The following is a 24,257-nucleotide window of genomic DNA, read 5'->3' on the forward strand; positions in this document are numbered from 1 at the left end:
GGCTCCCTTGCGTGGTGCCGTGCCCGCACGCCTCGCAGGGGCGCTCCCTCAAGTCCACTTCATGACCAGGGGCTTGCCGCACAGTTGACCTAGAGAGCTATAGTGCTAGGCAACTAGCTAAATGGAGGATCCGGTGATTGAGTTCCACCTGAACACCCGGTCCGGTCTGTCTCCCTACCAGCAGCTGGTCCAGCAGGTGCGCCATGCACTGCGCCTTGGACTGCTGAAGGAGGGCGACAAGCTGCCCACCGTCAAGGACGTGGCGAAGCAGATCGCGGTCAACCCGAACACGGTGCTCAAGGCCTACCGCGAGCTGGAGCACGAGGGCCTGGTGGCCGCCCGGCCCGGGGTGGGGACGTTCGTGACCCGGACACTGGCCGACGACACGCTCGCCGCGCACGGACCGCTGCGCAAGGACCTGCAGCGCTGGCTGACCAAGGCCCGCCTGGCCGGACTCGACGAGGAAAGCATCGAGGCACTGTTCGTGAACACCTTTCACAACGCAGCAGGAGAGGACGTAGCGTGAGCGCCGTCTTACGGACCCAGGGTCTGGGCAAGAAATACAAGCAGCGCTGGGCACTGCAGAACTGCGACCTGGACGTTCCCGCCGGCCGGGTGGTGGGCCTGGTCGGCCCCAACGGGGCAGGAAAATCCACGCTGCTGAACCTGGCCTCGGGCCTGCTCACCCCCACCGTCGGTGCCATCGAGGTGTGCGGAGCCCTGCCCGCCGACAGTGTGGAGCAGCTGGCCAAGGTCGGCTTCGTCGCCCAGGACACCCCCACCTACGCCTCCTTGAGCGTCGCCGACCACCTCGACCTCGGCAGACGCCTGAACCCGCACTGGGATCTGGCCGTGGCCCAGGAGCGGGTGCGCCGCCTGGGACTGGACCCCAAACAGCGGGCCGGGAAACTCTCCGGCGGCCAGCGCGCGCAGCTCGCCCTGACCCTGGGCATCGCCAAGCGTCCGGAGCTGCTCATCCTGGACGAGCCGGTGGCCGCCCTGGACCCGTTGGCCCGGCGGGAGTTCATGCAGGACCTGATGGAGGCCGTCGCCGAGCACGAGATGAGCGTGCTGCTCTCCTCGCACCTGGTCTCCGATGTGGAGCGCACATGTGACTACGTCATCGTCCTCGTCGACTCCCGGGTGCAGGTGGCCGGCGACATCGACGACCTGGTCGCCTCCCACCACCGCCTGACCGGCCCGCGCCGCGACCCGGCCACCCTTCCGCCCGGCCTGCACGTCATCTCCGCCAGCCACACCGACCGGCAGACCACGCTGCTGGTGCGCACCGACACCGCGGTGCACGACCCGTCCTGGAGCGTGAGCCCGCTGGGTCTGGAAGACATCGTCCTCGCCTACATGACGCGCCCCGCGGACGCCTTTCGTGACTCCCGACCCGTCCTTGAGGTGCTGCGATGATCTGGCTGACCTGGCGACAGCTCCGCACCCAGGCCGCCGTCGTCTACCTCGCCCTGGCCTTCCTCGCGATGCTGCTGGCGGTCACCGGCCCGCAGCTGGCCGACCTCTACGCCACCGCCGGAGACGACCTGTTCGCCCGGATCACCAGCGCCGACCAGAGCGTGTACTACCTGGGCCTTTTGGTCGTCGTACTCCTGCCGGCCGCCATCGGCATGTTCTGGGGAGCACCCCTGGTCACCCGGGAGCTGGAGACCGGCACCTTCCGCCTGGTGTGGAACCAGAGCATCACCCGCACCCGCTGGCTGACCACCAAGCTCACCCTCACCGGCACCGCCACCGTGACCGCCGCCGCACTGGCCTCCCTCGCGGTGACCTGGTGGAGCAGCCCGATCGACCGGGCCGTCAACAGCGGCGGCAGCGGCGCGGACCCCTTCTACCCACGCATCGACCCCCTGGTCTTCGCCGGCCGCGGCGTCGCCCCGATCGGCTATGCGGCCTTCGCCTTCATCCTCGGCGTCACCCTCGGCGTGCTCATCCGCCGCGCCGTGCCCGCGATGGCCGTCACCCTGGCCGCCTATGCCGCCGTACAGATCGCCACACCCCTGTGGATCCGGCCGCACCTGGCCCCGTCCGTGCACACGACCCTGCCGTTCACCGAGGCCAGGCCGGTGAACATCGGCGTCGACGCCGTACGCGCAGTGGACTTCGGCCAGCCCGGCGCCTGGATCCTGTCCCAACAAACCGTCAACACCTCCGGCCGACCGGCCATCCTGCCCGCCTCGCTCACCGACTGCCCCTCCATGGCGGACTGCACCACCGCCCTGACACAAGCCGGCTACCGGCAACAGCTCACCTACCAGCCCGCCGGGAACTTCTGGACCCTGCAGTGGGCAGAGACCGGCCTCTACCTCGGCCTCGCCCTGGCCCTGACCGGGTTCTGCACCTGGTGGATCCGCCGCCGCCTCACCTGACAGACCTGTCCGCCTACCAGAGCAATCGCGAAGGACAGCCGAGATTCGGCTGCCCTTCGCGATTGCTTCGGATGGTCAATGAACGCACACTGGCTCACCCTTCCAGCGTGGCCAGTCGAGCCTCGAGGCAGGCGGTCCGGCTCTCCGCACCGGTGGGTGGGGGCACGACGACCGCCCTCACGGAGCCCTTCCCGTCCTGTGAAGAGAGCGCCGCGTGTTTGTTGGCCTTGCCGGCCTGCGCAACCCCGAGGGGGGACTGCGCAGGCCGTCATGCCGCAGGTTGCCTGCCCCCTCGCGGCGTTCGAAGCGCGATGGGACCCGCAAGGTGGCTCCGGTTTCAGCAGACCGCGGTGCGGTCGTACTGGCCGCCCAGGGAGCGGTAGAGCCAGCCGGTGCGGTTGGCCATGGTCTTGCATCCGCTGTCGGGCCAGTGCTTCACGATGACCCTCACGCGCATCGTCTTGCCGCACAGGTTGCGAATGTAGACCTTGGTGCCGCCGTCGGGGATGTTGACGGCGGTGCGCTCGATACACGCGGGCGCAGTGCCGCCCGCGCGGACGCTGATGTCTGCTGCCGATACGGTGGAGACTGGTGCGGACGTTGAGGTTGAGGTGCTTGCGTTGGCCGGGATCGCGCCGGCAGCACCCACCAAGATCAGACCGGCCGTGCCGACGGCGACTCGTCGGGCAGTACGCATAATTTCCCCCTGTTTCTGCTGGTGATGTGATGGTGAGAAGACGGCGCGGGAGCCGCGTCGTCGGTACGGAGCGCTGTGGGGCGACGCCGTGCCGGCCCTTCAACCCGGCCCGAGATAGTGCCCAGTTCAGCGGTCCGGGCGCTCGTCCGGCAGGACCCTTGCGGTGGTTGCGTCGTAGAGCATGCGCTGCCAGGACATAACCTCGGTCAAGGTGTTCCCCCTGCCACGAGTTGGTGCGGTCAAGACGAAAACTACTGACAGCGATATGCGGTTCGCATCCCGCGGCCGTATGACCTCCCGCTGCACCCAGCGCATCAGCGGGTAAACCTTGGCGGTACCGGGTGATCGGCCCGTTGAACCGCCGTGGAAGGGGCCCAGGGCTTCGGGGCGACGGCCCCGATCTCCAAACCCCCGCCGGCCGCACCGCCGTACGCCAGCAGTGGACCACCCGTCCCCCAGTACACCGGCCACCCCGCACCCCAGGTCACCGACTGGACCTGTGCCCACGGCGACTCCCACGCCGCCAACCTCACCTGGGGCGCCACCATCCTCGACTGGGAAGGCTGGGGCAACGCCCCCCGCGGCTGGGACGCCTCCAGCTTCCACGCCTACGCCCAACTCGCCCCTGCCACCGCCCGGAAGTTCCGCCGCGAACCCCGCGCCGTCCTGGACGGAGAGCGGCCCCACGGCTTTCCTCATTGTCTGCGCCGAGCTCCTTCGGCCCGCCTCCCGGGGCGACCACCCCGATCTGACGCACCGGCTACGGGCCCTGGCCGACGAGTGCGTCAGCGCGGAACGCAGTTTGCAGGAGAGGCGACAGCGTGAGTCGGCAAGCCATCGTGAGCGGACGTCCCGCCGTCAGCCACCCGGCAGGGCGTCCGGACAGAGTCGGCTGGGGGCGCCAAGCGCCGCCTTTTGTGACAAGCGGGCCTGTGTCTTCCACGGCACGATTACCGCAGCAGCGATCCGGCTATCGCATTGGCCGCGGTACGCCGGACGGGGTCTACTCGTTCGAACTTCCGCGCTGTGAGCGGGAGTTCCGGCCTGCGCTGCGGGCCAGATCGCTGCAGATCAACGTCACCTTGGCCACGCCACGTGCCCAGCGAGGAGCGTCGCCCCGGGCCTCCCAGAAGACGCAGATGCAGCCGCCGATGCCGAGCAGGACGACGACCGAGAATATGAGCGTGAGCATGCTCCCCCTATGTTCGTATGGTGGTCCGCGTCATCCTCTCAGGTTGCGTCGGCTGTCAGGGGTCTAGAGATGCCTCACTTCCGAGGGCCTGAGCGTCAGGCAACTCCCCAGCCTGGCGGCCCTTCACCTCATGGTGGCGACGGAGGGCCCACGTCGTGGAAAGCGCTGGCTGCTATCCCCAGGAACCGGCGCGGGCGTGCTGCAGCTTGCGAGTGAAGCGGTGCATGTGCGGGTCGAGTACCTCGTCCTGCTCCTGGAGTACCTCCTCGTCGGTCAGCCACCGGATCGCGTCGAACTCGCCCTGGTCAAAAGAAGCGATGGTGTTGGGGTCAGCGCTGAGGAGGTACCAGAGCGAGACATCGGTGTGCTGGCCCTGCCCACGGGTTCGGGTGACGGTGAGGAAGAAGGGATGCTCGCCAGCGATCGGCGATGCCACGGCGTCGATCCCCAGTTCCTCGCTGCATTCGCGGACCACCGCGGCCCACGGGTCCTCGTCCGGCTCGACGTGTCCGCCTGTCGGCAGCCACAGGCCCGCCTTGCGGTGTGCGACGAGCAGCTGTCGCCCGGCCGAGTCGTCGAGGGCGACGAAGTAGCACACCAAGTGCATCGCCGGAACATCCGGCTTGCGTACCCGGTAGGCGGGCGCTCCGCTCTGGAGCCACTGCTTGGCAGTCCTGAGATGGGTGCGTTCCAGGTCGTCCCACGGTTCGATCGCGTCCACCAGCTCCAGAAGATGCGCACGCGGCTGATCGTCCGGGGTGATGAGTGGACAGTCCGTTGAGGTCATGCGCGGATCTTGGCATGGAGGACTGACAACGGAGGTCCGGCACCAGCAGCCTCCGTACGGCTGGCCGACGACGGTGGAGGGGTGGGGGACTCGGCCCCTTTGGCTCCGAAGCATGATGCTGAAGGGTGACCGCGGGAGATCCCGTCGGCATTGCGTCTCTCTGAGGTGCGCACAGGATGGCGAACTGACAGCCGAGCGCCGGGCCGGCCCGCGGATACGGGGAGGCCTCATGGCGCGCGCACGGTGCCCCCACGTGTCCGCGTGCTCCAGGGCAAGCGTTCCCGGCATCGCGCTCCGGACGCACGAGCGGCACAACGGCCAGGCGCATCGCGCGCAGTTCGGCATCGTGTGCAGTTACAGCAGGGCCGGGGCGGGATCGGCTACCCGGGGAGACCAGCTGTCCGACGACTGCGTCGCGCTCGGTAGACGTCGACGTGCCACATATCCTGCAGGATGTGACAGCAATATATGTACTGTGAGGCGCCCGGATCGGGACACTCGAGGACTTCTGGCAGGTCATCGGAGAGGCGATCAACGGCCCCGAGGGCTACTTCGGCAAGAATCTCGACGCTTTCGCCGACTGCCTCAGCGGCGGTTTCGGGACTCCTGACGACGATGACTACGTGGTTGAGTGGCGGGATCACCAGGTGTCTCGTGAGCATCTGAGCCATGCGGAAACGGCGCGCCAGCTGGAGATGCACCTTGCACGCTGCCACCCCGCGAATCGCTTTCCTGTCCGTGCCGAACTGACCGAGGCACGTGAGGAGCGCGGAACTCGAACCCGGCTCGGAATGCTGCTGCTCGACAGGGTCAGTGAGTGGTGGAGCGGGTGGCAGTGGCCACTGCGGTGTCCGGGTAGATGGTGAAGACCTGGTCCAGGCCGACGATGCGCAGGATGCGGGCGGTGTTGACGGGGACTGCTGCCAGGGCTATGTCGGCACCTCGTTCACTGGTCAGGCTGCGCGCGGACAGCAGGGCGCTGATTCCGCTGGAGTCGCAGAAGGCCAGACCAGCCAGATCTACGACCAACAGTTGCCCTGCGGTAACAGCCAGGCCGTCGACGGCCTTGCGGAGTTCGGGTGCCGTGTCGTAGTCGAGGTCACCGGCGATGCCCAATACGGGACCGGTGTCGGCGTCTCGGGTGGTGATCGTCAGTGCACTCATGACAGGTCTACATTCGCGGAGACGGGATGGTTAGCGGGTACACCGAGGGCGAGCAGCGCGGTGTCGTCGTCGAGTCCCTCGCCGAACGAGGTCAGCAGTCCGGACAGGGCGGTGATCAGGGCCTGCGGGCCCGTTGACGGCTGGGCGGCAGTGAAGGCGCGCAGGGCGTCTTCGCCGTACAGCTCGCGCTCGGCTCCGATGCGGGCCTCGGTGAGGCCGTCGGTGTACAGGAGCAGGGTGTCGCCGGGGAGCAGGTCGGTGCGGGCGGCGGCGAATGGTGCCTTGGGCAGGACGCCGACGAGGAGTCCGCCGGGGGTGGGGAGGTAGTCGGCGCTGCCGTCGGCGCGCTGGATCAGTGCGGAGGGGTGGCCGCCGGAGGCCAGGTGGACCCGGACGCGGTCGTCGTCGGGTTCGAGGACGCCGAATATGGCGGTGCAGTAGCGTCCCTCGCCGCTGGCGTACCGCTCGTGGAGCACCGTGTTCAGGGTGGTCAGCACGGTGACGGGGTCGGCGTCGTGCAGGGCGGCGGCGCGCAGGGTGTAGCGGGCCAGCGAGGTGACGGCAGCGGCCTGGGGGCCCTTGCCGCACACGTCGCCGAGGAAGAACGCCCACCGGCCGCCGTCCAGGGGGAACAGGTCGTAGAAGTCTCCGCCCAGCAGGTCCGGGGAGGCGGTGTGGTAGTGGGAGCCGGCTTCGAGTCCCGGCACGACGGGCAGTGCGCTGGGCAGCAGGCTCTGCTGGAGAACGGCGAGTGCTTCCTGGAGCCGGGTACGGTCAGCCTCGGACTGCCGGTGTGCTTCTTCGGCTGCCTTGCGGCCGCGCAGTAGTTCGGCCTCGTAGGCGCGGCGGTCGCGGGCGTCGAAGACGGTGGTGCGGATCAGCATGGGCTCGCCGTCTTCGCTGGTCTTCACCTTGGAGGTGACCAGCACCGGCATCCGCCGCTTGCCTGCGGCCTTGATGTCCATGGCGATGCCGCTGGCCTCGCCCTTCATCTGCAGCAGCGGCGCGAAGTGCGTCTCGTGATAGAGCTTGCCGCCCACGGTCAGCAGGTCGGTGAACCGCATCCGCCCCACCACCTGGGAGCGGTCCAGACCCAGCCAGTCCAGCAGCGTGGTGTTGATCTTCGCGATGGTGCCGTCCATCAGCGTCGACAGATACCCGCAGGGCGCCTGCTCGTACAGTTCCTCGGCACTGTCCTCCAGCAGCGACGTGAACACCGCGTCCGTGGCGTCCACGTCATGCCCCTCGCCCGGCTCCGGCGCCGACTGGTCGGTGCGGCACATCATCAGGCCGCTCCCAGGAACTCGGTGATCGCCTCCGCGGTGGCCTGCGGTGCGCTCAGCTGCGGGCAGTGCCCCGTCGCCTCCAGGGTGACCAGCCGGCTGCCGGGGATCGCATCGCGGACGTAGGCGCCGACCTCCCGGGGCGCGATCACGTCCTGCCGGCATTCCAGGACCAGCGTCGGCGCGGTGACCGTCTTGAGGTCTTTGCGGCTGTCGGACAGGAACGTGGTGCGGGCGAAGACGCGGGCCATGTCCGGGTCGGTCGCGCAGAACGACGTCGTCAGCTCCTGACCGAGCTCGGGGCGCTCCGCGTTGCCCATGATGATCGGGGCCATCGCCGCCGACCAGCCCAGGTAGTTCGACTCCAGCGACTCCAGCAGCTCATCGATGTCGTCGGCGCTGAACCCGCCGCGGTAGCCGTCCTCGTCGATGTAGCGCGGGGAGGGAGCGACCATCACCAGCCGGGACAGACGCTGCGGCGCCTTCGCCGCCGCGAGGACGCCGACCATCGCGGAGACCGAGTGCCCCACGAACGTGACCTCGCTCAGGTCCAGCTCCTCGCAGACCTCCAGCACATCCTGTGCGTAGCCCTGCAGGGAGCTGTAGCGCTGCTCGTCCCAAGCCGACGGGTCGGCCCGGCCCGAGCCCACATAGTCGAAGAGCACCAGCCGGTAGTGCTCGGCCAGCGCAGGAACCACCAGGCGCCACATGTTCTGGTCGCAGCCGAACCCGTGCGCCAGCAGGAGCACCGGCCCGTCTGCACGGCCGGTGACGGTGACGTTGTTCCTGCGACGGATATCCATACCCGCCAGTTTCCCATCCCCTGGCCCGGTCCCAGGAAGTGGCCCGCAGCCACGGGTCATTCGCGGTGATAGATCCGCCGTGGCTGACGTGCCGGGGCGCAGTGCTGAGTGCGGACTGCGTCTCACTCGCGTTGCTGCGGTGACGGTCCTGTCGCCGGGAGCACGCGCCTGTTCGTGCCGGGTCGGCCGCGAAGCTGCTGGCTTTACAGTTGCGGCTTGTTGATCATTACCCAGGCCACCAGGCGCCGTTCTTCGCGAGTACGGGGCGGGAAGCTGGCCCAGTCGATGCGTTTGCGCGTCGCACTCGGGTTGGCGACCAGCGGGTCCAGCGGCCAGAGCCGGTCGCCGAAGGCCGCGACCGGCCTGTTGTAGCCGGCGATCCGGACTCCGGGCAGGATCACAGGTGTCGTCAGGTCTGGCGACGGGAGGGACTGGGCGGCGGCGAGGGCCACAGGTCGAAGTCCCCGTTCAAGAGCTGATCGATCCGGGCCCCGTCCGAGGAAGTGACCTCGTCCAGCGCGCTGTCCAGGCGGCCTGTCCAAGACGGTCGCGCAGATCGCTGAGCCAGGCATGAGCCTGGGCCCAGTCGGCCTCCCTCACAGCCGGTTCCACGACCCCGCGCAGGCTGCCGAGCGCTCGGTGCAGATGAGCCAGCCGTGCATGATGGGCCGTCGCGAGCCGCCGGTACTCGTGGCGGTGATGCCCGACAGCCCAGCGAGGACACCACGGATCAGGTTCCTCGTCGCATGTTTGCGCATTGCGTTCCTCCGCTCGAAGGGGATGGGATCGCGGTCAGTGTCATCGGACCGGTGAGTTTCGGACAGGGTCGCGTCAGCCGTGCTCGTGGCGAGGGACTCGCTGGGCTTGCTGTTCGCAAGGCGTTCGTGAGGCGGTGGCCTCCGGTCCGTACGACCTTGTTGCCCGTGTCGAAGGCCAGCGGGCCGGCCGGTGTACCGAGGCGCTCGTGCAGTCGCGTCCAGGAACGGACCGCGTCCGACAGCATGCGAAGCGGTACTGGCACCGCTGCCCGGACGGGATGCACCCCGCCGGCGTGCGGGCGCAATCCGGGCACCGGCTGTCGGCTGCCCGGCACGTTCTGAACACTGGGACATCGGCATACTCGCCGCCCCGCCCCGCCCCGCCGCATGGAGGGGCCGAACTCCCGGTCCTCACGAGGCGCTGCTATGTCCGTGGCCTCTCGCTAAGCTCCGTGGATCCTTCCACAGGTGCTTGGCTTCCCGACTTCACAGAGGTAGATCATCACGTCGGCCACGTTGCGGCCCGTGCCCTTCGTGCCGATCCGGGTGTACTTAGTGGTGTGGGAGTAGTCCCACTTGGTTCCCGTCCACTTGCTGTATGTGGCGTATGGCGCGAACGACCGCCCCCAGCCGCAGGAGTTGGCGTAGGCGTCGACAATGAAGTCCCAGCGAGTGTTGTAGGTCGCCCTGCCCTGTTGGTGGACGACATAGTCGTAGTAGTAGTGCCCCCTCATGTCCGCGCAGTCGTCCTTGGTGGAGGCCTTGTAATACCCACCCGCCGCGTGTCCCGGCCCGGCGAACCCGACCAGCATGGCCGCCCCCGCAATGGCGACTCCGGCGGTGCGAACAGCGGGCTTGAGCAGACCTCGCATGATTTTTCCCCTGAGTCTCGTCGAGCCGGGTGCCGTGACTTCCCGGCGCATTGAAGTGGACGCAGGCTATGGCCAAGGAGAAGGCATCTCATCAACCCAGTGCGGTATGTGGCCCGTAAACCTGAGGTGTACGACAATGCTGCCCCGGCCCGCCAAGAGGGCGTTCGGCTCCGGTGTTTTCGTCCCGGGGGTATCCGGCTGCACCCCGGCGCCGCCGGTTGCTCACGCATCTCCTGGCGTATCTCCTGCGTTGTCCGCACGATGTGATGGCAGCGCTGCATCCGTTGTCGCTGTCCGGGGCGCCGGCAGGGGTGACCGGTCGGGATGCCGCTGTTGCTACGGGGGCAGGAGCATGCGCTAGTTGGGGCTATCGCGGTGGTATCGGGTGCGGGCTTGGAGCTGGTCCCGGGGGTGTAGGCGGTGATGAGGCGGCGGGTGCCGGTGGCGGGGTTGAAGGCGTGGCGGGCGTGCAGGATGGGTGTGTTGCGAAAGGCGAGGCGCTCTCCGGCCGTGAACCGTCTGGTGATCAGGTAACGCTCGGAGGGATCGTCGCCGTCCGCAAGCAACTGTGCAAGGGGCATGGTGTTTTCGCGCGCCACCGCGTGATGCGCAGGGGTCCGGGGAAAGTCGTCGTCCGCGGCGCCATGCGATGCCGGCCCCGTGCCCGTCGCCGACGAATTCCTCAGGATGCCGGGCACCGATCAGGAGACCGGCCGGCTCAGCCTGCTGGCTCGACGACAGCCCGGGGGACGGCTGCGCAGCCGGTCAAGATGTGCGCGCGTCGGCGCGGGCCGGGCATGGCCGGGCGGTCGCCGGGGTGGGGCAGGATGCGGACATCGAGATGCACCAGGTGATCACTCCCCGGTGCTGGAGTACTTGAGTGCCGGTCAAGGGGGCGGCGGTCCCTGCGATGCCCTGGCTGGTTCCGCGGCGGGCCGGGCAGCGGCCGTGCCGTGTGGCGGGGCCGGATCCGTAACGCGGGCGTATGCCGGAGCCCGGAAAGCAGGTCACCCGGGCTCCGCACGATTGTCGCAGCGAGACGGGCATCCAGGGTATGTGCGGTGCTGTATCCGGCCGTGTCCGCAGTCGGCACGGTGCACCCGGCGGTGAAGGCGGTGGCCGCTCCTGCCCGCCGCGCCGTCGGGGGCAGCGCGGGCTGGCTCAGGTGGAGGCGGCGGTGTAGGCGGGCAGTTGCCAGTGGCCACCGCGGTCTTCCTTGGAGCACCGTGCGGCCAGGTCGGGGATACGGAGGAGGCAGGCCAGCGCGGTGGCGTTCTGGAAGGCGCTGATGGCGTGTCTGCTGCGGGGCATGCCGATGCGCAGGATGCGGGGGTTGACCGTGGCCTGGATCTGGTCGGTGAAGGGCCGCAGGATGCGGTCGTAGTTGGCCAGGGCGGTGGGCAGGTCGTGCGGGTGCCGGTTGATTTCCCCGGCCAGGACGTAGGCGCCGGCGAGTGCGCCGGAGATGCCCATGCCGCTGTAGGGGGAGGCGCAGTGCGCGGCGTCGCCGGCCAGGACCACGCGGCCCTGTGACCATGTGTCGATGCGCACCTGGGCGATCTCCTGGGAGTAGAAGAACGGGCTGTCCTTCATGCCCTTGATGAAGCGGCCGGTCTGCCAGCCGGCGTTCCGGAACCGCTCGGCCCAGAATGTCTGCTGCTGCTCGACGGGCGCGCGGTGGACCGCGGAGGCCTGCGCCGACGAGTCGCGCATCACGAAGTACACCTGGGTTTCGGTCGCGTTGTGGCTGCGGCGCATGATCTGCCGGCCGCCCGGGACCATGTAGGTGTCGCGGATGTTGCTGTCGGAGGCGGTGCGCGGCACGAACCAGTAGGCCATGTGCATGCCCGTGCGCCAGTACGGGTCCAAGCCTTCCGGGAGCAGCGCCCGGCGGGTGCGCGAGCCCTGTCCGTCGGCGCCGATCAGCAGGTCGTACTCGCCGCGGGTGTTGTCCGAGAAGCGGGCCGTGACCTGGTCGCCGTGCTGGTCGAAGCCGTCGAGGCTCTTGCCGAAGACGTACTGGGCGTCGTCCCCGGTCGCCTCGTGCAGGATGCGCACGAGGTCGCCGCGCATGATCTCGAACTCCGAGGTCAGGCTCTGGCGCCCCCTGCCGGAGGTGTTCGCCATGATCGTCGCCTTCGGCCTGCCGCGGGAGTCGACGAACGCGACGCCCGCCTCGTCCACCAGCCGGCTGCGCACCGTTTCCAGCAGCCCCATGCGCTCGACGGCCTCGATGCCCTGCCCGCGCAGGTCGACCTGCGCGCCCTGGGCGCGCAGCTGCGGGAAGCGCTCGAGGACCGTCACCCGGTGGCCGCCGCGGGTGAGCCAGAAGGCCAGCGCCTGTCCCGCGATGCCGCCGCCGGCGACGAGGATGCGCAGCGGACGCTTCGCGGTCGTCTTCGTCATGTCCGGCCACCTCAAAATCTATCGGTGATTGATTCCTTTCCACAGTCTTCTATCAGCGATAGATTGTCAACGTGACCAAGATGAACCGTGAAACCGTCGTCACCCAGGCGCTGGACCTGCTGGACGAGGTGGGCCTGGAGACAGTCAGCACCCGGCGGCTGGCCAGGCGCCTGGGTGTCGAGCAGCCCTCGCTCTACTACCACTTCAAAACCAAGAAGGACCTCCTGGCGGCGATGGCGCAGGCGGCCATGGCCCCGCACGCCGACGCGCCGCTGCCCTCGCCCGGCGACGACTGGCGTACCTGGTTCCTCGACAACTCCCGCAGCTTGCGCCGCACGCTGCTGATGCGACGCGACGGTGCCCGGCTGCACGCCGGCAGCACTCCGACCGGCGACCTCGACCGCATCCGCCGCAAGATCGCCTTCCTGGTCACCTCCGGCGTGCCCCGGCGCCACGCGCAGATGGCCATGCTGGCCGCCGGCCGCTACACCGTCGGCTGCGTCCTGGAGGAGCAGGCGGACACGGACCCGCCCGGCCGCCAGAACCTGCCGGACGACGTGCCCGTACTCGGTCACGAAGAGGCATTCGAGGCGGGCCTGGCACTCATCCTCGGCGGCCTCGACCAGCACACCGCGCCAACCGGCCCGGCCTCCCGCGCACCGTCGCCGGCCTGACCCGGCACGGGCCCGCAGTCCCGGTCTTCCTCGGCCAGGCCGCCCTGGACCGGCTCGCTGCCGCGGCTCCGGCCGCACTCCACGAGGGGCGGCACGGGGTGCGGGTCGTCTCGGTGAGCCCCTTCATCATGTCTCTGGCCTGCGGGAGGAGGGGTGAGGACGGTGCGGATGAGGTCTGTGATCCGGTCGGTGCTGCATCGGATTGGGTGGCGGATGCGGGGAATTGATTCGTTGCGAGACTTCGTGCCTACCGTGCGCAGAACTCGCTGACCGGTGACATACAGAAAATGACCGCGACGAGGCGCGGTGCTGTGACTATGTGAGCGCTCCGTGCGAAGAATCGGGCATCACCTGGCATCCCGGCCGCGGGACGGCGCCCCGGGGACCAGACTCGGCCCGGGCCACGGATCGTGGCCGGCGTGCGGGAGGCGACCACCATGGGAGAGGTCCGGCCGGGGTGGGCGGCGGGGAATCTGCCTGCCGAGGTGACAAGTTTCGTCGGGCGGAGGGCCGAACTGGCCGCCGTAGCGGACGGCTTGGCCGAGGCTCGGCTGGTCACGCTGACCGGAGTGGGCGGGGCGGGCAAGACCCGCCTGGCCCGTCGCGCCGGAGCCGAGGCCCGGGCCGCCTTCCCCGACGGCGTATGGCTGGCCGAGTTCTCCCCGCTGCACGCCCCGACCCCGAACCTGATCGCACTCACCATCTACGAGGCCCTTCAGCTGACCGACCAGACCACCAGGCCTGCGATCGAGATGGTGGCCGAACGGCTGGCCGACAAACGGCTGTTGCTGATCCTGGACTGCTGCGAACACCTGGTCACCGCAGTCGGCGAGGTGGTGCAGGCGCTGCTGGCGACTGCTCCCGGTGTGCGCATCCTGGCCACCAGCCGCCGCGCCCTGGGCCTGAGCGGTGAGCGTGTGCTGTGGGTCCCCCCGCTGCCGGTCGCCTCACCCCGCGGCCTCCCCGCCGGCGCGGACAGTGACGCGGCCCTGCTCTTCCAGGAACGAGTCCGCAGTGCCGCACCCGGGACAGTCCTCTCCAAGGAGGACGGTCCGGCCATCGGCGGGATCTGCGCCCGTCTGGAAGGCATCCCCCTCGCTATCGAACTTGCCGCCAGCCGACTCCTGGAGATGTCCCTGGAGCAACTCAGCGATCGCCTGCACACCCGTTTCGAAACGCTCACCGCACAGCGCGCACCGGGAGGCGAGGGCGAGCCCCGGCACCGGGCGCTGCATACCACCATCGGCTGGAGCCACGAGTTGTGTACGCCGCTGGAGCGACTGGCCTGGGCCCGGCTCTCGGTGTTCGCCGGCGGCTTCGACGAACAGGCGGCCGTACGTGTCTGCTCCGAAGGGCCGATCAGCGACGCGCGGGCACCGGAACTGCTGTCCGGACTGGTCGGCAAATCCATCATGCAGCGCACGGACGCTGCGCACGGTCCTCGGTACACGATGCTCGACACCCTTCGCGAGTACGGCGAGCAGTGGCTGCACGGGCTCGGCGAGGAGCAGCAGGCACGCCGGCGCCACCAGGAGCACTACCTGCGCCTGGCCCGACGAGGCTGCGACGAGTGGACAGGGCCGGACCAGGTCCTGTGGTGCGAGCGCAGCCTCCTCGAGCACGCCAACATGCGGGCCGCGATGGACTTCTGCCTCAAGACTCAGGGACAGGACACCTGCCTGGAGATGGCGGGGTGCCTGGGGTTCCTCTGGCGGCACTGCGGGTTGAGCCGGGACGGGGAGCGCTATCTGGACCTGGTCCTGGGCCGGGATCCCGGGCCGGGCCCCGCCCGCACCTGGGCGCTGTTCGCCCGCAGCTCCCTCGCGTTCGCGCGCGGGGACCTCAAGGCCGCGGTCCACTGGGGAGATTCCTGCACGCACGCGGCGTCGGAGCCGGGGCAGGAAAACAGCGGCGCCGCCGCAGCAGCTGCCGCGGTCCTGGGCATGGGCCTGGCGATGCGGGGGGAGCTGGCCCGTGCGGCCGAGGTCCTGGACGGCGCCCCGTACCGGCGTGTGGGCGAAGCCCGCTACGAGATCGCCCCGCTGCAAATCCGCCTCTCGCGCCTGTACGCCCACCTTCACCTGCGGGAGTTCACCCGTGCCCGGGCCGTGGCCGATGCCCTGCGGGCGGACTGCCGACGCTACGGCGAGCGCTGGGTGTGTTCCTACGCCGACTACCTACGGGCGATGGTCGATCTCGGCCAGGACAACCCGGACGCGGCAACCAGGCACGCCCGGGCGGCGCTCGAAGGACACTACGCACTCCACAACACCACGGGAATCGCCGTAGTCCTGGACGCGCTGGCCTCGGCAGTCCTGGCCGACGGCAACGCGGAACAGGCGGCCTGGCTGCTCGGCCTCGGCGGACACGTCTGGCAGATCATCGGCAGCGCTCAGATGGACTCACCGGGCCTCGTCGCCATCCGCCAGGCCTGCGAGCGCCGCGCCCAGCAGACCATCGGTGACACGGCCTACGAGACGGCCTTCCGCAAGGGCCTGGAAACCACCGTCGACGACGGCCTCGCCACCGTCCTGCACGCCACATAAAACCGCGTCCTACGTGGTGGGGCGGACCAGTCGTTTGTAGCAGCACAGGGCCGCGGCGAGGCCGAAAAGGCCAGATAGCTGCGGGGGTTGCACTGGCATCGTGGGCTGAGGCCACGGTAGCCGGACAGCAGGGACGGGATGCGCTCGATCATCCAGCGGCGACGTCCCAATCGCTCGCTGGACTCGATTCTCTTCCGGTCGAAGGCGGAAGGGGTCTGTCAGCTCCAGGCGATGTTTTCAATTCCGTCTTGGTCAGGTCAGGGGGCGGATCATCGCCGCGTAGTGGGGGGAGTCGGGGAAGGGCTGTTGGTGGCCGACGGTGCGGTAGCCCCAGGCTTCGTAGACCGCCTGGACGGCTCCGTCGCCGGCTTGGGGGTTGACCAGCAGTGTTACTCGCTGTTCGGTGCGTTTGGCCAGCCATTCCTGGTGGATCTGCCAAGCGATGCCGCGGCCGCGCCAGGGCTTGCGGACCACGATCTCGTTGAGTGCGGCGGTGCGGGTGCCGTCCTCGTCGGTGAACCCGCCGGGCAGGGGAGTGGTCATGGAGGACCACCAGCGGGTGTCGGCTGCCAGGGTGAGGCCGAAGGCGAAGCCGACGGCCTGGTCGTCCTCGAAGCCGACCACGGCGGTGAATCCCGGCCGTGCGCTGTAGCTGCGCAGCCGTTGGTCGAAGCGTTCGGCTTTGTTGAACTCGCTGGTGAGGCCGAAGTCGTGCAGGCGTACCTCGACGTGGATTTCGCTGAGTAGTTGCCGGATGCCGGGCAGTTGCTGCGCGGTGTAGTGCCTGATCTCGACGGTCACGAGGTCCTGCCCTTCCTGCTGTCGTACAACTGGGCCCACTGGGCGGCGCACCGGGCGCCGGGCGCGGCCGTCGGCAGAGTGCCGGTGAAGGTGGCCAGTAGCCTGCCGGTACGCGCGGTCAGTGAATCACCGCCGGCGGGAGGCAGTACAGAGGCGGCGGTCGTGCAGGCGTGCTCGGCGTCGCCCTGGCGGAGCTGGGCCAGCGCCAGCTGGGCGCGGTAGTAGGCCCGGTTGCGGGTGTACTGCGGGCGCAGCCGGGCCAGTGTGCGGTGCAGGTAGGCCTCGGACTGCTGATGCCGGCCGAGGTAGGCCATGGCCAGGGCCGAGATGCCCTCCAGTTCGGCCAGGTCGTAGAAGCCGATCCAGGAGGGCCGCCGGTCCTGCGGGTCGGCGTGGACGAAGGAGGTGCGGGCCTGGTCCAGACTGCGCAGCGCGGCGGAGGCATCCCCGGATGCTGCCTGGACCAGGCAGAGGCGGGCGGCGGCGAAGGAGCGGAAGAGGGGATCACGGCGGCAGGCGGGAGAAGCACTGCCCGCCCGCGCCGCGGCGAATGCGTCGTGCGGAAGCTGCTGCTGGCTCGCCAGGAGGGTGGCCAGACCCCACAGACGCAGCTGGACCTGCGGGTCCGCGGCGAGGCCGGCCAGGGTCATCGCGCGCCCGAGGTGCTGCTGCGCGCGCTCGGGTACGCGCGCGTCGACCGCGGCCCACACCGCGGTACCGGTGAAGGAGGCGGCCAAAGAGTACAGGCGTGCGCGTACGCGCTGCGTGGCGGATCCGACGGCCTGTAGTTCTGCGGCGTGGTGGGCGAAAGCGAGCGCACGGGTCTCGAGTTTGATCGTGCCGCCGTGTGCGTTGTCATCGGCGACCAGGGCGGTGAACTGGGTTTCCAGCCGGGCAGCATCCCCCATCCCGATGTGATGGGGTCGCGGGGCAGCGGGGAGGGCAGCCGCGGCGGCGAGTCCGGCCGCAGCGCCGGCGAAGGTGCGTCGCCGCACGGAATCCTCCAGTGGCACGGGATGGGCAGCGGATAACCGAGCGGGTCGGCAGAAACCCAGCTCCTCGGCGGGGCACCCGAATTCCTCTTCGAGAGCACGCCGTTGTCGCGCCTGGGGCCACAGGGTTCTGCCGGTCAGCCAGTTCCGCACGTGCCTGTCCTGCAGCTTCCCCGGCGTGCCGCAGAACGCCTCGATCCGCCGGTTCAGGGCCTGTGCGAGCTCCTGCTGCCGCAGGCCGGCTGCCTGCATCCGGGCGGCGAGGAGCACATTGCCTGTCATGCGCCAACGGTAGTGCGCACCGTACGGTCCGTAGTCCCGGCAGGGCAAAAATTACCGGTCTCAGCGTGGGTGAACGCCGACGGAATTGCCTGGCTGCTCGGCGCAGTTGGCGGTTTGCTTCACACGGATATCAGAGCGGATGTCCGGGCCGTTCCCGCCGGGGCGATCTATGAGCCCCAGCCAGCTTGTGCACGGAACCCCAGCACCCCTTCACCGCGTTCCGGGGTTCGTGCCAACGGCCTTCCTCTCGCAAGCTCTGGAGCTGAGGCACGATGCCCAAGACCCCGGCACCTGCACCCGATGTGGCGGTCACCGCGCTGTCGGCTGCGGTGCCCGATCACCCCCACAGCGTGCTCTATACCTGCAGCCAAAACTCGCAGACAGCGGCCCGGATGCTCGTGAGTCTCCGCAACTGCGCTGATGCGTGCGGCTGGCCGGTCGTCCACGAGGTGTATGACCTGGCGCCGCCTTCTGTCCCGCGCCGCCGACGGATCGGCTGGTGCGCGGTGGAGCAGCTGGTGCTGCGAGGTGAGGTGAACGTCCTCATCGCCCCGGCGGAGCGGGAAATCGCCCGGACACCTGCCGAGCGGATCGCGCTGCGGGCGTGGCTGTGCGGGGCAGCAGCCTGCGCGCTCTATCCGCCGGACGGCCTCCGCCGGACGGACTGTGCTCCGATGCGGCCGGAGGGGGCGCCGGCGTGAGGTATCCCGCAGGACCCGGGAGGCACGCGGCCGAGCCGCCCGCCGGTATCTCGCAGTCGTTGAGCGCTCGCTGGCGGCTGTCCGGATATTCCGAACGCACGCCGGGGGAGGCCCGCGCCTATGTCGGGCTCATCCTGGCCGACTGGGGTGTGTGCGAGGCCGTGTGCGCGGATCTGCAGTTGATCGTCAGCGAGCTGGCCACCAACGCGGTGACCTACACGCAGAGTCCGGAGATCATGGTCGAGGTCATCCTCACCGATGCCGAGGCCGCCGTGAGCGTCGGCGACCATGGCCCCAACCGCCGACTCCGCGCCCAGCAGGCGGAGCCCAATGCCGAGCACGGCCGCGGCCTGCTGATCGTCGAAGCCCTGGCGAGCCGGTGGGAGCAGAGCCGGGACGACGGTGGCGGCACCATCGTGCGAGCGGAAATCGACCTGCCCGCCCAACAGGCGCTGGCCCCTCCCCGTACCACCGAGGACACCCCCGATGTCCCCCGAAAGCACTTCTGACCATGCCCGGGTGCTGTGCGAGGAGAGGGCCCTCGCCTTTGCGCGGCCTCTTGCGCACGGACCTGACTACCCCGCCGCGCACGTTGCAGCGAACCCGGTCGGCAGAATCAGTCTTTGCAACCTCTGCGGGAACATTCGTATTGCCGCGCTCCGACGGGCTTCCTGTCGACGGGCCGGTTGCCAAGGTGTTCAAGGGGTTCCCTGCAGAGATCACTTCAGGTCCTCCCGCAGCGCCTGCCCTCAGGGCACAGGAGGAACACCCTCAGTCCCGAGGCAGGAGCGAGCCAAGAGGGCCGAGGTCCAAGTTCAGGTCCTCCGGGAGTACCCCGTGCTGGTCGCAGAGTTCCTGCATACGCTGGTCGAGCAGCATGAGGGTGGTGCCGATCTCCTCGACCTGCTCGTCGCTCAGCCCTCCCTGTTCCACCCGGCGGATGGCCTGCCGCTCCATCAGCTGCCGCAGCAGTTCGACCACCGTCAGGACCAGGGCCACCAGGTCGCGCCCCATCTTCTCGGAGTCCAGGTCAACGCGTGATCTCGTCACAGCGGCCCCCCGTCGGCCCACGGCGCGGGCACCCGCTCGTTGACCGAGGACAGCAGAGCGTGCAGCGACAGGCGTACGAGGGGCACGTCGGCGATGGCGATGACGAGGTCGCCGCTGACCACAACGCCCGTGGCAAGCACCCGGTCCAGCAGGTCAACGAGCGGCACGCCGAGGGGACCCGACAGGGGCTCCGGACTGTCCCAGGGCACGACATCCCTTTCCACCTCTACACCTCGCCGACGAAGGAGTAGGGAACCCACGGCCCGGACAGCTCGATGTGCGCGTCCGTGCGCTCGCGCAGGGCTGTCGTCATCCGCATGAAGTCATCCGCCCGCTCCTCGGCGACCAGGTAGGTGGCATTGAGTACGTGCACGCGCTGGTCGCCCGACAGGCTGGCGTCGTGGGTGCGCAGCCGTCGTGATGCCGCGGCCAGTTGCCGGAATTCGGCGTCCACGGACTCCGCGACGCTCAACGCCTCCTGGCGGCGCCTTTCCCTGCCCTGCTGGACACCGCGCTTGCGGTTCAGATAGGCGAGCCCGGCGCCGGGAACCGGGGCCTCACGGCGCCTCGTGCCTGCGGTAACCGGGTCCGGCACCGGTTCTGCGGATTGCGGCGGCGTCTGCGGTCCGTACACCTTCACGCCCCACTCGGCGTGATGCGCGATGCGCTTGAGCGCGCCGTGGAAGCGGGCCGCCTCGTCGTCGAGAACCCGGCAGGCCCGCTCGTCGTCGTGGTACAGCGTGGCGAGGGGCAGCGGGACGGTGGCCCCCGTTGCGGCTGCGGCGGAGACCACTTCGTGGTGGGCGCGGGCGTAGCGCGCGATCTCCTGCCGGTCGGACAGTCGCAGCTGCCAGGCCTCGTCGGTGAAGTCGGCGGCAGGCACGCTCTGGACCACGGCCGTCAGAGTCGCGGAGGTCAGAAAACGTACGGGTGCACCGCCGGGCATGCCCGGCAGAGCGGTGAGGTCGGCTGTCGTCGTGGCACGGGTGGCGCGGCATACGGCGAACACATAGGTGGCGGTGTCTGCACCGGGAGCCTGTGCCCGGGGGCCGGGGTGCGTCATGTCTGCTCGTCCTCCGCCTGCTTCTTCGTCGCCTTCGTGTTCTTCGTGGTCGCGTCCCGGGCGACGGGCGCATCCGTGGACGCTTCGAGGGCGTCCAGGCGTTCGCGCAGCTCACGGTTTTCGTCCTGCAGTGCGTTGCGCGATGCCCGCGAGCTGAGCGCCGGGTCGTTCTCCCACCAGTCGATGCCCGCCTTCTTCGCGGTGTCGACGGAGGCGACGAAGAGGCGCAGGCGGATGGTGAGCAGCTCGATGTCGAGGAGGTCGATCTTGATGTCCCCGGCGATGACGATGCCCTTGTCCAGCACCCGTTCGAGGATGTCGGCCAGGTTGGTGTTGGCGGGGCCGGGCACTGGCTGCTCGCCCGCCCTGAAGTCGAGGTCGGTCACCGGGCGGCCCCTCGGCGGTTCTTACGACTCGGGCGCCGGGGAGGGGCAGGCTCCTCCTCGTCTTCTTCCTCTTCCGCTTCCTCTTCGAACTCGTCCTCGGGGTCCTCGTCTTCGTCCTCCTCGTCTTCTCCCTCGCCGCCCCCGGCCTCTTCGTCGTCTTCTTCGTCCCACTCGTCCTCGGCTTCGCCCTCCTGATCCCCGGCGTTCTCCGCGTTCTCCGCGTCCTCTTCCTCCTGTTCGACGGCGTCCTCGTGGGAAAGGACCACCTCGCCGTCACGGATCTCCCCGCGCCACCCTTCGGGCTCTTCGTCGGTGAGCGTGACGTAACGCTGGAAGTGCTTGAAGTCCAGCCGTACGCGCCGACCCTGGGCGCGCCAGAGATTGCCGGTCTTTTCGAAGAACCCGGACGGGTAGTACTCCATGACCAGGACGACCCGTGTCAGGTTCGGTGCCAGTTCGTGGAAGCTGACGGCGCCGCGCGTGGTGCCCTTGGCGCCCTCGGAGGTCCACACGATCCGGTCGTCGGGCACCTGTTCCTGCACGGTGGCCTTGAAGCTGCGGGAGGAAGGCCCCACCTTGACCTTCCAGTCGCTCTCCGTCTCGTCACTCGTGGAGACATCGTTGACGCCCTTGGCGAAGCTGCTGAACTGGTCGTACTGCGTCCAGGCGTCATAGGCGGTGCGCAGCGGCACGCCCACATCGAGCACCTCGATGATGTTCATGAGCTTGCCTCCGCCGGACTTGCGCTTGCCCCCTCCGCCGGCGCCGAAGGCTTCCTTCGCCTTGTCCACAATGGCGTCCTTGGCCCCTTTGGCCTTCTCCGACATGAACGCCTTCACCGGAGACTCCCCTTGGAGCACCCGCGAACCGATGGCCGGCAGCGAGCCGCCGTTCTCGGCTGCATCGCCCAACTTCCCGGTGAGGTCGGTGAGTTTGTCGCCCGCCTTCCCGGCCCAGTCCTGGACCTGGGCACTGGCGAACTTGGACAGCTCTTCCTTCAGCCGGCCTGCTCCCGACTCCTCGGAGGCCGCGGACTTGTCCCTGTCGTTCTTTGCCATGGCTGGCTACCTCCGCCGATCGGCGCGCTTGGATGCTGTCCGCTTCGCTGATGCCGTCTTCTTGCCGGCGGACTTCTTGGCCGTTGACTTCTTCGCCGGGGCGCTCTTCTTGGCCGGGGCCTGCTTCGTGGCCGAGGTCCGCTTCTTCGCGGGAGCCGCCTTCTTGGCCGGGGCCGACTTCTTCGAGACGGCCTTCTTTGCGGAAGCGGTCTTCTTCGAGGCGCTCTTCTTCGAAGAAGATTTACTGCCCGACGGCGACTTCTTGGCCGGGGGCGCCGTCTTCTTCGCGGAGGAGGACTTACGGGGCGGCCTGGCCCTCGTGGCGGCAGGTGCGGAGGCTCTCTTGCGCCGGGTGGGTGGAGCAGGCGCCTGCTCTTCCGGCTCCTCGTCCTCCTCGTATTCCTCATCGTCCTCGTCGTATTCCTCGTCCCGGCCGGTGGACTCCTCATCGTCCGGGTCTTCGCCGTCTTCTTCGTCCTCGTATTCCTCGTCCTCGTACTCGTCTTCGGGCTCGTCCTCGTCGTATGCCGCTCCCGAGAGCCGGGCCGTACGGTCGCCGAGGGCGTCCGCCAGCGTGTTCATGCCCCTGTTGGCGGCAGCGGTCAGGGCCTGGCGGCCGGCTCCGAGAACCTCGCCCCGCAGCTGTTCCTGCAATTCCGCGAACTGGGGGACCTCACCCAGCTTGCGCATGCCTTCGGCTGCCAGCTGACGGGGTTCGAGCGGGAACCGGCGGCCCGCCAGATAGGTGGCCACGGTCAGAGCGAGCCGGCCCTTCTTCGTCCGCCCCAGTACGTATCCGCCCACCACAGCGGTCGCGAGCGCCACTTTGCTCTGGTCATCCATGCCTGTCACCTTCTGTTTGTCGGCGTCGGGCCGGTCTGCGCGGCATACAGCCGGTCGAGCAGCCGCTCCTCTTCCACTTCGAACTCGGCCAGGGAGATGTGCCCCTCGTCGAGGTCCTGGTTGAGCGCGGCGAGTTGGGCGCGGAGCACGCCGGGGTCATAGAGCTCGCGCTCGGCGGCGTCCTGAAGCCGTTCGGCGACCCACATCACGCCGCGGGCGGGCGCGAGAGGCAGGAGCAGAAGTCCGGAGATCAGCCCCATCGTCACCCTCCACCGGCCGCGACCGGCGAAATCGGAGCGGTGTCGACGAAGCTGTAGCAGGGGAGGGGCCCGGCCAGGCGGAGTTCGACGTGCTCCTGGTGCGCGGCGGCGAAACGCTCGGCTGTAGCGCGGAAGCGGTCGGCGTCCGACCGGCCCACGAGGAAGGACACGTTGAGCGCGCACCCCTGCACGTCCGGCCCCGCCGCCGTCGCGCGGGCCATCGCCGCGAGATCACGCAGCACCTTCCGGCCGGCCTCGGCCGCCCGGCGGGACAAGGCGGAGGCGACGGCCTGCCCCAGGCGTACGTCGGCCTCGTAGCCGGGATGCCGGCGTGCCTCGTCGCGCAGCCGCCGCACGGTGGAGTCACCGGCCACCAGCGAGGCCAGCGAGTCCCGGGCGGGCAGGGCCTTGACGTTGATCTCGATGTGCCCGGAGAGCTGTTCCAGCGTGGCCAGGTGGCTCGCCTCCGCGGCGGCCAGCTGGGCACGCAGCGCCGCCTCGTCCGGCGCCACCGCACCGAAGCGCATGGGCAGCACCGGCCCGGCCTCCGCAAGCCCCATCAGGAGGGTCTGGTGCGCCAGCAGATCTCGGCGCCGGGCGCGCAGCTGCGCGGGTGCGGCGCTGACGATCGCGGCCACCGATTCGGTCCCGACCGTGCGCAGCGTGGCGGGCGGGCTGCCCACCCCGGCGGCCCCGGCGGGCAGCGGGGTCCCGGCCCGCACGATTCCGTAGACGTACAGCCCGTCGGCCGACACGATCAGGCCTCCGCTCTGCGGCGCCGGCTCGCGCCGCCCGTGGTGTTACGGGCTGGAGCGCGCCGCTTCCCGGGCCGCTCGGACTGCTCTTCCGCCTCGTCGTCGTCCGAATCGTCGGCGCCGACGACCTTGCGCACGGTGTCACCGACACTCTCCGCGGCCTGGCGCACCTTGCGCTTGCCCATCTTCTTGGCGGCCCCGCCGCCGATCAGTTCGGGCACGGTGGTGCTGCCGGAGTCCCGTTCGAGGTCCAGGCGGTTGCACGCCTCGGCGAAGCGGAGGTAGGTGTCCACACTCGCCACGACTATGCGTGCGTCGATCTTGAGGATCTCGATGCCGACCAGGGAGACCCGCACGAATACGTCGATCACCATGCCCCGGTCGAGGATGAGTTCGAGCACGTCGTAGAGCGTGCCGGCGCGCGGAGGACACGGGGCGATCTCGTCGGCGTAGGTCGTGGTCGTCATGAGGGCCTTCCCGTGGTCGGACGAAAG

28 protein-coding genes and 1 pseudogene are annotated in these 24,257 nt (G+C 69.3%); 8 read left to right on the forward strand and 21 right to left on the reverse strand.

Annotated elements, in window-relative coordinates; translation table 11 throughout:
* Nucleotides 1-121: 121 nt before the first annotated feature.
* From ACWFR3_RS06445 to ACWFR3_RS06455, 3 genes are read left to right on the forward strand one after another with little or no spacing between them, the layout of a single operon-like run.
* Nucleotides 122-526 (forward strand): GntR family transcriptional regulator, encoded by a 405-nt coding sequence (locus tag ACWFR3_RS06445; RefSeq protein WP_453733417.1) that lies wholly within the window; start codon nt 122-124, stop codon nt 524-526.
* Nucleotides 523-1,419 (forward strand): ABC transporter ATP-binding protein, encoded by an 897-nt coding sequence (locus ACWFR3_RS06450; RefSeq protein ID WP_453733418.1) that lies wholly within the window; start codon nt 523-525, stop codon nt 1,417-1,419. Before ACWFR3_RS06445 ends, ACWFR3_RS06450 begins: the two co-directional genes overlap by 4 nt.
* Nucleotides 1,416-2,390 (forward strand): transporter, encoded by a 975-nt coding sequence (locus ACWFR3_RS06455; protein ID WP_453733419.1) that lies wholly within the window; start codon nt 1,416-1,418, stop codon nt 2,388-2,390. Before ACWFR3_RS06450 ends, ACWFR3_RS06455 begins: the two co-directional genes overlap by 4 nt.
* Nucleotides 2,391-2,727: 337 nt before the next feature.
* Here the strand turns inward: ACWFR3_RS06455 and ACWFR3_RS06460 are convergent, their stop codons facing one another.
* The 3 genes from ACWFR3_RS06460 to ACWFR3_RS06470 all read right to left on the reverse strand — a co-directional run bounded on the left by ACWFR3_RS06460 (nt 2,728) and on the right by ACWFR3_RS06470 (nt 5,066).
* The gene (locus ACWFR3_RS06460; protein WP_453733420.1) at nt 2,728-3,087 is read right to left on the reverse strand and encodes a hypothetical protein; all 360 of its coding nucleotides are present in this window, start codon (nt 3,085-3,087) and stop codon (nt 2,728-2,730) included.
* A gap of 1,003 nt (nt 3,088-4,090) precedes the next feature.
* Nucleotides 4,091-4,279, reverse strand: coding sequence for a hypothetical protein (locus ACWFR3_RS06465; protein WP_453733421.1), 189 nt, complete (start codon nt 4,277-4,279; stop codon nt 4,091-4,093).
* 172 nt (nt 4,280-4,451) lie between these two features.
* On the reverse strand, nt 4,452-5,066 hold the full coding sequence (locus tag ACWFR3_RS06470) for an NUDIX hydrolase (RefSeq protein ID WP_453733422.1): 615 nt from the start codon (nt 5,064-5,066) through the stop codon (nt 4,452-4,454).
* Between the two features lie 488 nt (nt 5,067-5,554).
* Here ACWFR3_RS06470 and ACWFR3_RS06475 point away from each other — a divergent pair, with 488 nt between their 5' ends.
* Entirely contained in the window at nt 5,555-5,932 is a 378-nt protein-coding gene (locus ACWFR3_RS06475; protein WP_453733569.1) for a barstar family protein, read from the forward strand.
* Here the strand turns inward: ACWFR3_RS06475 and ACWFR3_RS06480 are convergent.
* The 6 genes from ACWFR3_RS06480 to ACWFR3_RS06505 form a co-directional block, all read right to left on the reverse strand.
* A complete protein-coding gene (locus ACWFR3_RS06480) occupies nt 5,877-6,230 on the reverse strand; it encodes an STAS domain-containing protein (RefSeq protein ID WP_453733423.1) in 354 nt (117 codons plus the stop codon). The genes ACWFR3_RS06475 and ACWFR3_RS06480 overlap by 56 nt on opposite strands.
* Nucleotides 6,227-7,516: a PP2C family protein-serine/threonine phosphatase gene (locus tag ACWFR3_RS06485; protein ID WP_453733424.1), complete on the reverse strand. Its 1,290-nt coding sequence runs from the start codon at nt 7,514-7,516 to the stop codon at nt 6,227-6,229. The genes ACWFR3_RS06480 and ACWFR3_RS06485 overlap by 4 nt, the downstream gene beginning before the upstream one ends.
* Entirely contained in the window at nt 7,516-8,316 is an 801-nt protein-coding gene (locus ACWFR3_RS06490) for an alpha/beta fold hydrolase (protein WP_453733425.1), read from the reverse strand. The genes ACWFR3_RS06485 and ACWFR3_RS06490 overlap by 1 nt, the downstream gene beginning before the upstream one ends.
* 203 nt (nt 8,317-8,519) lie before the next feature.
* Nucleotides 8,520-8,768 (reverse strand): hypothetical protein, encoded by a 249-nt coding sequence (locus tag ACWFR3_RS06495; RefSeq protein WP_453733426.1) that lies wholly within the window; start codon nt 8,766-8,768, stop codon nt 8,520-8,522.
* Nucleotides 8,769-9,517: 749 nt separating this feature from the next.
* Nucleotides 9,518-9,946, reverse strand: a complete 429-nt coding sequence (locus ACWFR3_RS06500) for a hypothetical protein (RefSeq protein ID WP_453733427.1) — start codon at nt 9,944-9,946, stop codon at nt 9,518-9,520.
* 1,161 nt (nt 9,947-11,107) lie between these two features.
* Nucleotides 11,108-12,352, reverse strand: a complete 1,245-nt coding sequence (locus ACWFR3_RS06505) for an FAD-dependent monooxygenase (RefSeq protein WP_453733428.1) — start codon at nt 12,350-12,352, stop codon at nt 11,108-11,110.
* 80 nt (nt 12,353-12,432) lie between these two features.
* Here ACWFR3_RS06505 and ACWFR3_RS06510 point away from each other — a divergent pair, with 80 nt between their 5' ends.
* Complete coding sequence (locus tag ACWFR3_RS06510; RefSeq protein WP_453733570.1) at nt 12,433-13,026, forward strand: TetR/AcrR family transcriptional regulator C-terminal domain-containing protein; 594 nt, start codon at nt 12,433-12,435, stop codon at nt 13,024-13,026.
* Nucleotides 13,027-13,445: 419 nt separating this feature from the next.
* The gene (locus ACWFR3_RS06515) at nt 13,446-15,572 is read left to right on the forward strand and encodes an ATP-binding protein (RefSeq protein ID WP_453733429.1); all 2,127 of its coding nucleotides are present in this window, start codon (nt 13,446-13,448) and stop codon (nt 15,570-15,572) included.
* 9 nt (nt 15,573-15,581) lie between these two features.
* Here ACWFR3_RS06515 and ACWFR3_RS06520 read toward each other — a convergent pair.
* The 3 genes and pseudogenes from ACWFR3_RS06520 to ACWFR3_RS06530 all read right to left on the reverse strand — a co-directional run.
* Nucleotides 15,582-15,769: pseudogene (locus ACWFR3_RS06520) on the reverse strand (IS5/IS1182 family transposase); the annotation flags it as partial.
* 55 nt (nt 15,770-15,824) lie between these two features.
* Nucleotides 15,825-16,373: an N-acetyltransferase family protein gene (locus ACWFR3_RS06525; RefSeq protein ID WP_453733430.1), complete on the reverse strand. Its 549-nt coding sequence runs from the start codon at nt 16,371-16,373 to the stop codon at nt 15,825-15,827.
* The gene (locus ACWFR3_RS06530; protein WP_453733431.1) at nt 16,370-17,647 is read right to left on the reverse strand and encodes a hypothetical protein; all 1,278 of its coding nucleotides are present in this window, start codon (nt 17,645-17,647) and stop codon (nt 16,370-16,372) included. The genes ACWFR3_RS06525 and ACWFR3_RS06530 overlap by 4 nt, the downstream gene beginning before the upstream one ends.
* A gap of 272 nt (nt 17,648-17,919) precedes the next feature.
* On the opposite strand from ACWFR3_RS06530, the gene ACWFR3_RS06535 reads away from it, so the two are divergent.
* Complete coding sequence (locus ACWFR3_RS06535) at nt 17,920-18,348, forward strand: hypothetical protein (RefSeq protein WP_453733432.1); 429 nt, start codon at nt 17,920-17,922, stop codon at nt 18,346-18,348.
* Nucleotides 18,345-18,857 (forward strand): ATP-binding protein, encoded by a 513-nt coding sequence (locus ACWFR3_RS06540; protein WP_453733433.1) that lies wholly within the window; start codon nt 18,345-18,347, stop codon nt 18,855-18,857. The genes ACWFR3_RS06535 and ACWFR3_RS06540 overlap by 4 nt, the downstream gene beginning before the upstream one ends.
* A 262-nt stretch (nt 18,858-19,119) precedes the next feature.
* Here the strand turns inward: ACWFR3_RS06540 and ACWFR3_RS06545 are convergent, their stop codons facing one another.
* From ACWFR3_RS06545 to ACWFR3_RS06585, 9 genes are read right to left on the reverse strand one after another with little or no spacing between them, the layout of a single operon-like run.
* The gene (locus ACWFR3_RS06545) at nt 19,120-19,398 is read right to left on the reverse strand and encodes a gas vesicle protein K (RefSeq protein WP_453733434.1); all 279 of its coding nucleotides are present in this window, start codon (nt 19,396-19,398) and stop codon (nt 19,120-19,122) included.
* Complete coding sequence (locus ACWFR3_RS06550) at nt 19,395-19,622, reverse strand: gas vesicle protein (RefSeq protein WP_453733435.1); 228 nt, start codon at nt 19,620-19,622, stop codon at nt 19,395-19,397. The genes ACWFR3_RS06545 and ACWFR3_RS06550 overlap by 4 nt, the downstream gene beginning before the upstream one ends.
* A gap of 2 nt (nt 19,623-19,624) precedes the next feature.
* On the reverse strand, nt 19,625-20,461 hold the full coding sequence (locus tag ACWFR3_RS06555) for a GvpL/GvpF family gas vesicle protein (RefSeq protein ID WP_453733436.1): 837 nt from the start codon (nt 20,459-20,461) through the stop codon (nt 19,625-19,627).
* On the reverse strand, nt 20,458-20,847 hold the full coding sequence (locus ACWFR3_RS06560; RefSeq protein ID WP_453733437.1) for a gas vesicle protein: 390 nt from the start codon (nt 20,845-20,847) through the stop codon (nt 20,458-20,460). Before ACWFR3_RS06560 ends, ACWFR3_RS06555 begins: the two co-directional genes overlap by 4 nt.
* A complete protein-coding gene (locus tag ACWFR3_RS06565; RefSeq protein WP_453733438.1) occupies nt 20,844-21,905 on the reverse strand; it encodes an SRPBCC family protein in 1,062 nt (353 codons plus the stop codon). Before ACWFR3_RS06565 ends, ACWFR3_RS06560 begins: the two co-directional genes overlap by 4 nt.
* 6 nt (nt 21,906-21,911) lie before the next feature.
* Nucleotides 21,912-22,748, reverse strand: coding sequence for a histone protein (locus ACWFR3_RS06570; protein WP_453733439.1), 837 nt, complete (start codon nt 22,746-22,748; stop codon nt 21,912-21,914).
* 5 nt (nt 22,749-22,753) lie between these two features.
* A complete protein-coding gene (locus ACWFR3_RS06575; protein WP_453733440.1) occupies nt 22,754-23,008 on the reverse strand; it encodes a gas vesicle protein GvpG in 255 nt (84 codons plus the stop codon).
* A gap of 2 nt (nt 23,009-23,010) precedes the next feature.
* Entirely contained in the window at nt 23,011-23,763 is a 753-nt protein-coding gene (locus ACWFR3_RS06580; RefSeq protein WP_453733441.1) for a GvpL/GvpF family gas vesicle protein, read from the reverse strand.
* 2 nt (nt 23,764-23,765) lie between these two features.
* Nucleotides 23,766-24,230 carry a gas vesicle structural protein GvpA gene (locus tag ACWFR3_RS06585; protein WP_453733442.1) on the reverse strand — a complete coding sequence of 155 codons (465 nt, stop codon included), beginning with the start codon at nt 24,228-24,230 and terminating at the stop codon, nt 23,766-23,768.
* Nucleotides 24,231-24,257 lie beyond the last annotated feature (27 nt).

Source organism: Streptomyces sp. NPDC055189 (assembly GCF_053606765.1).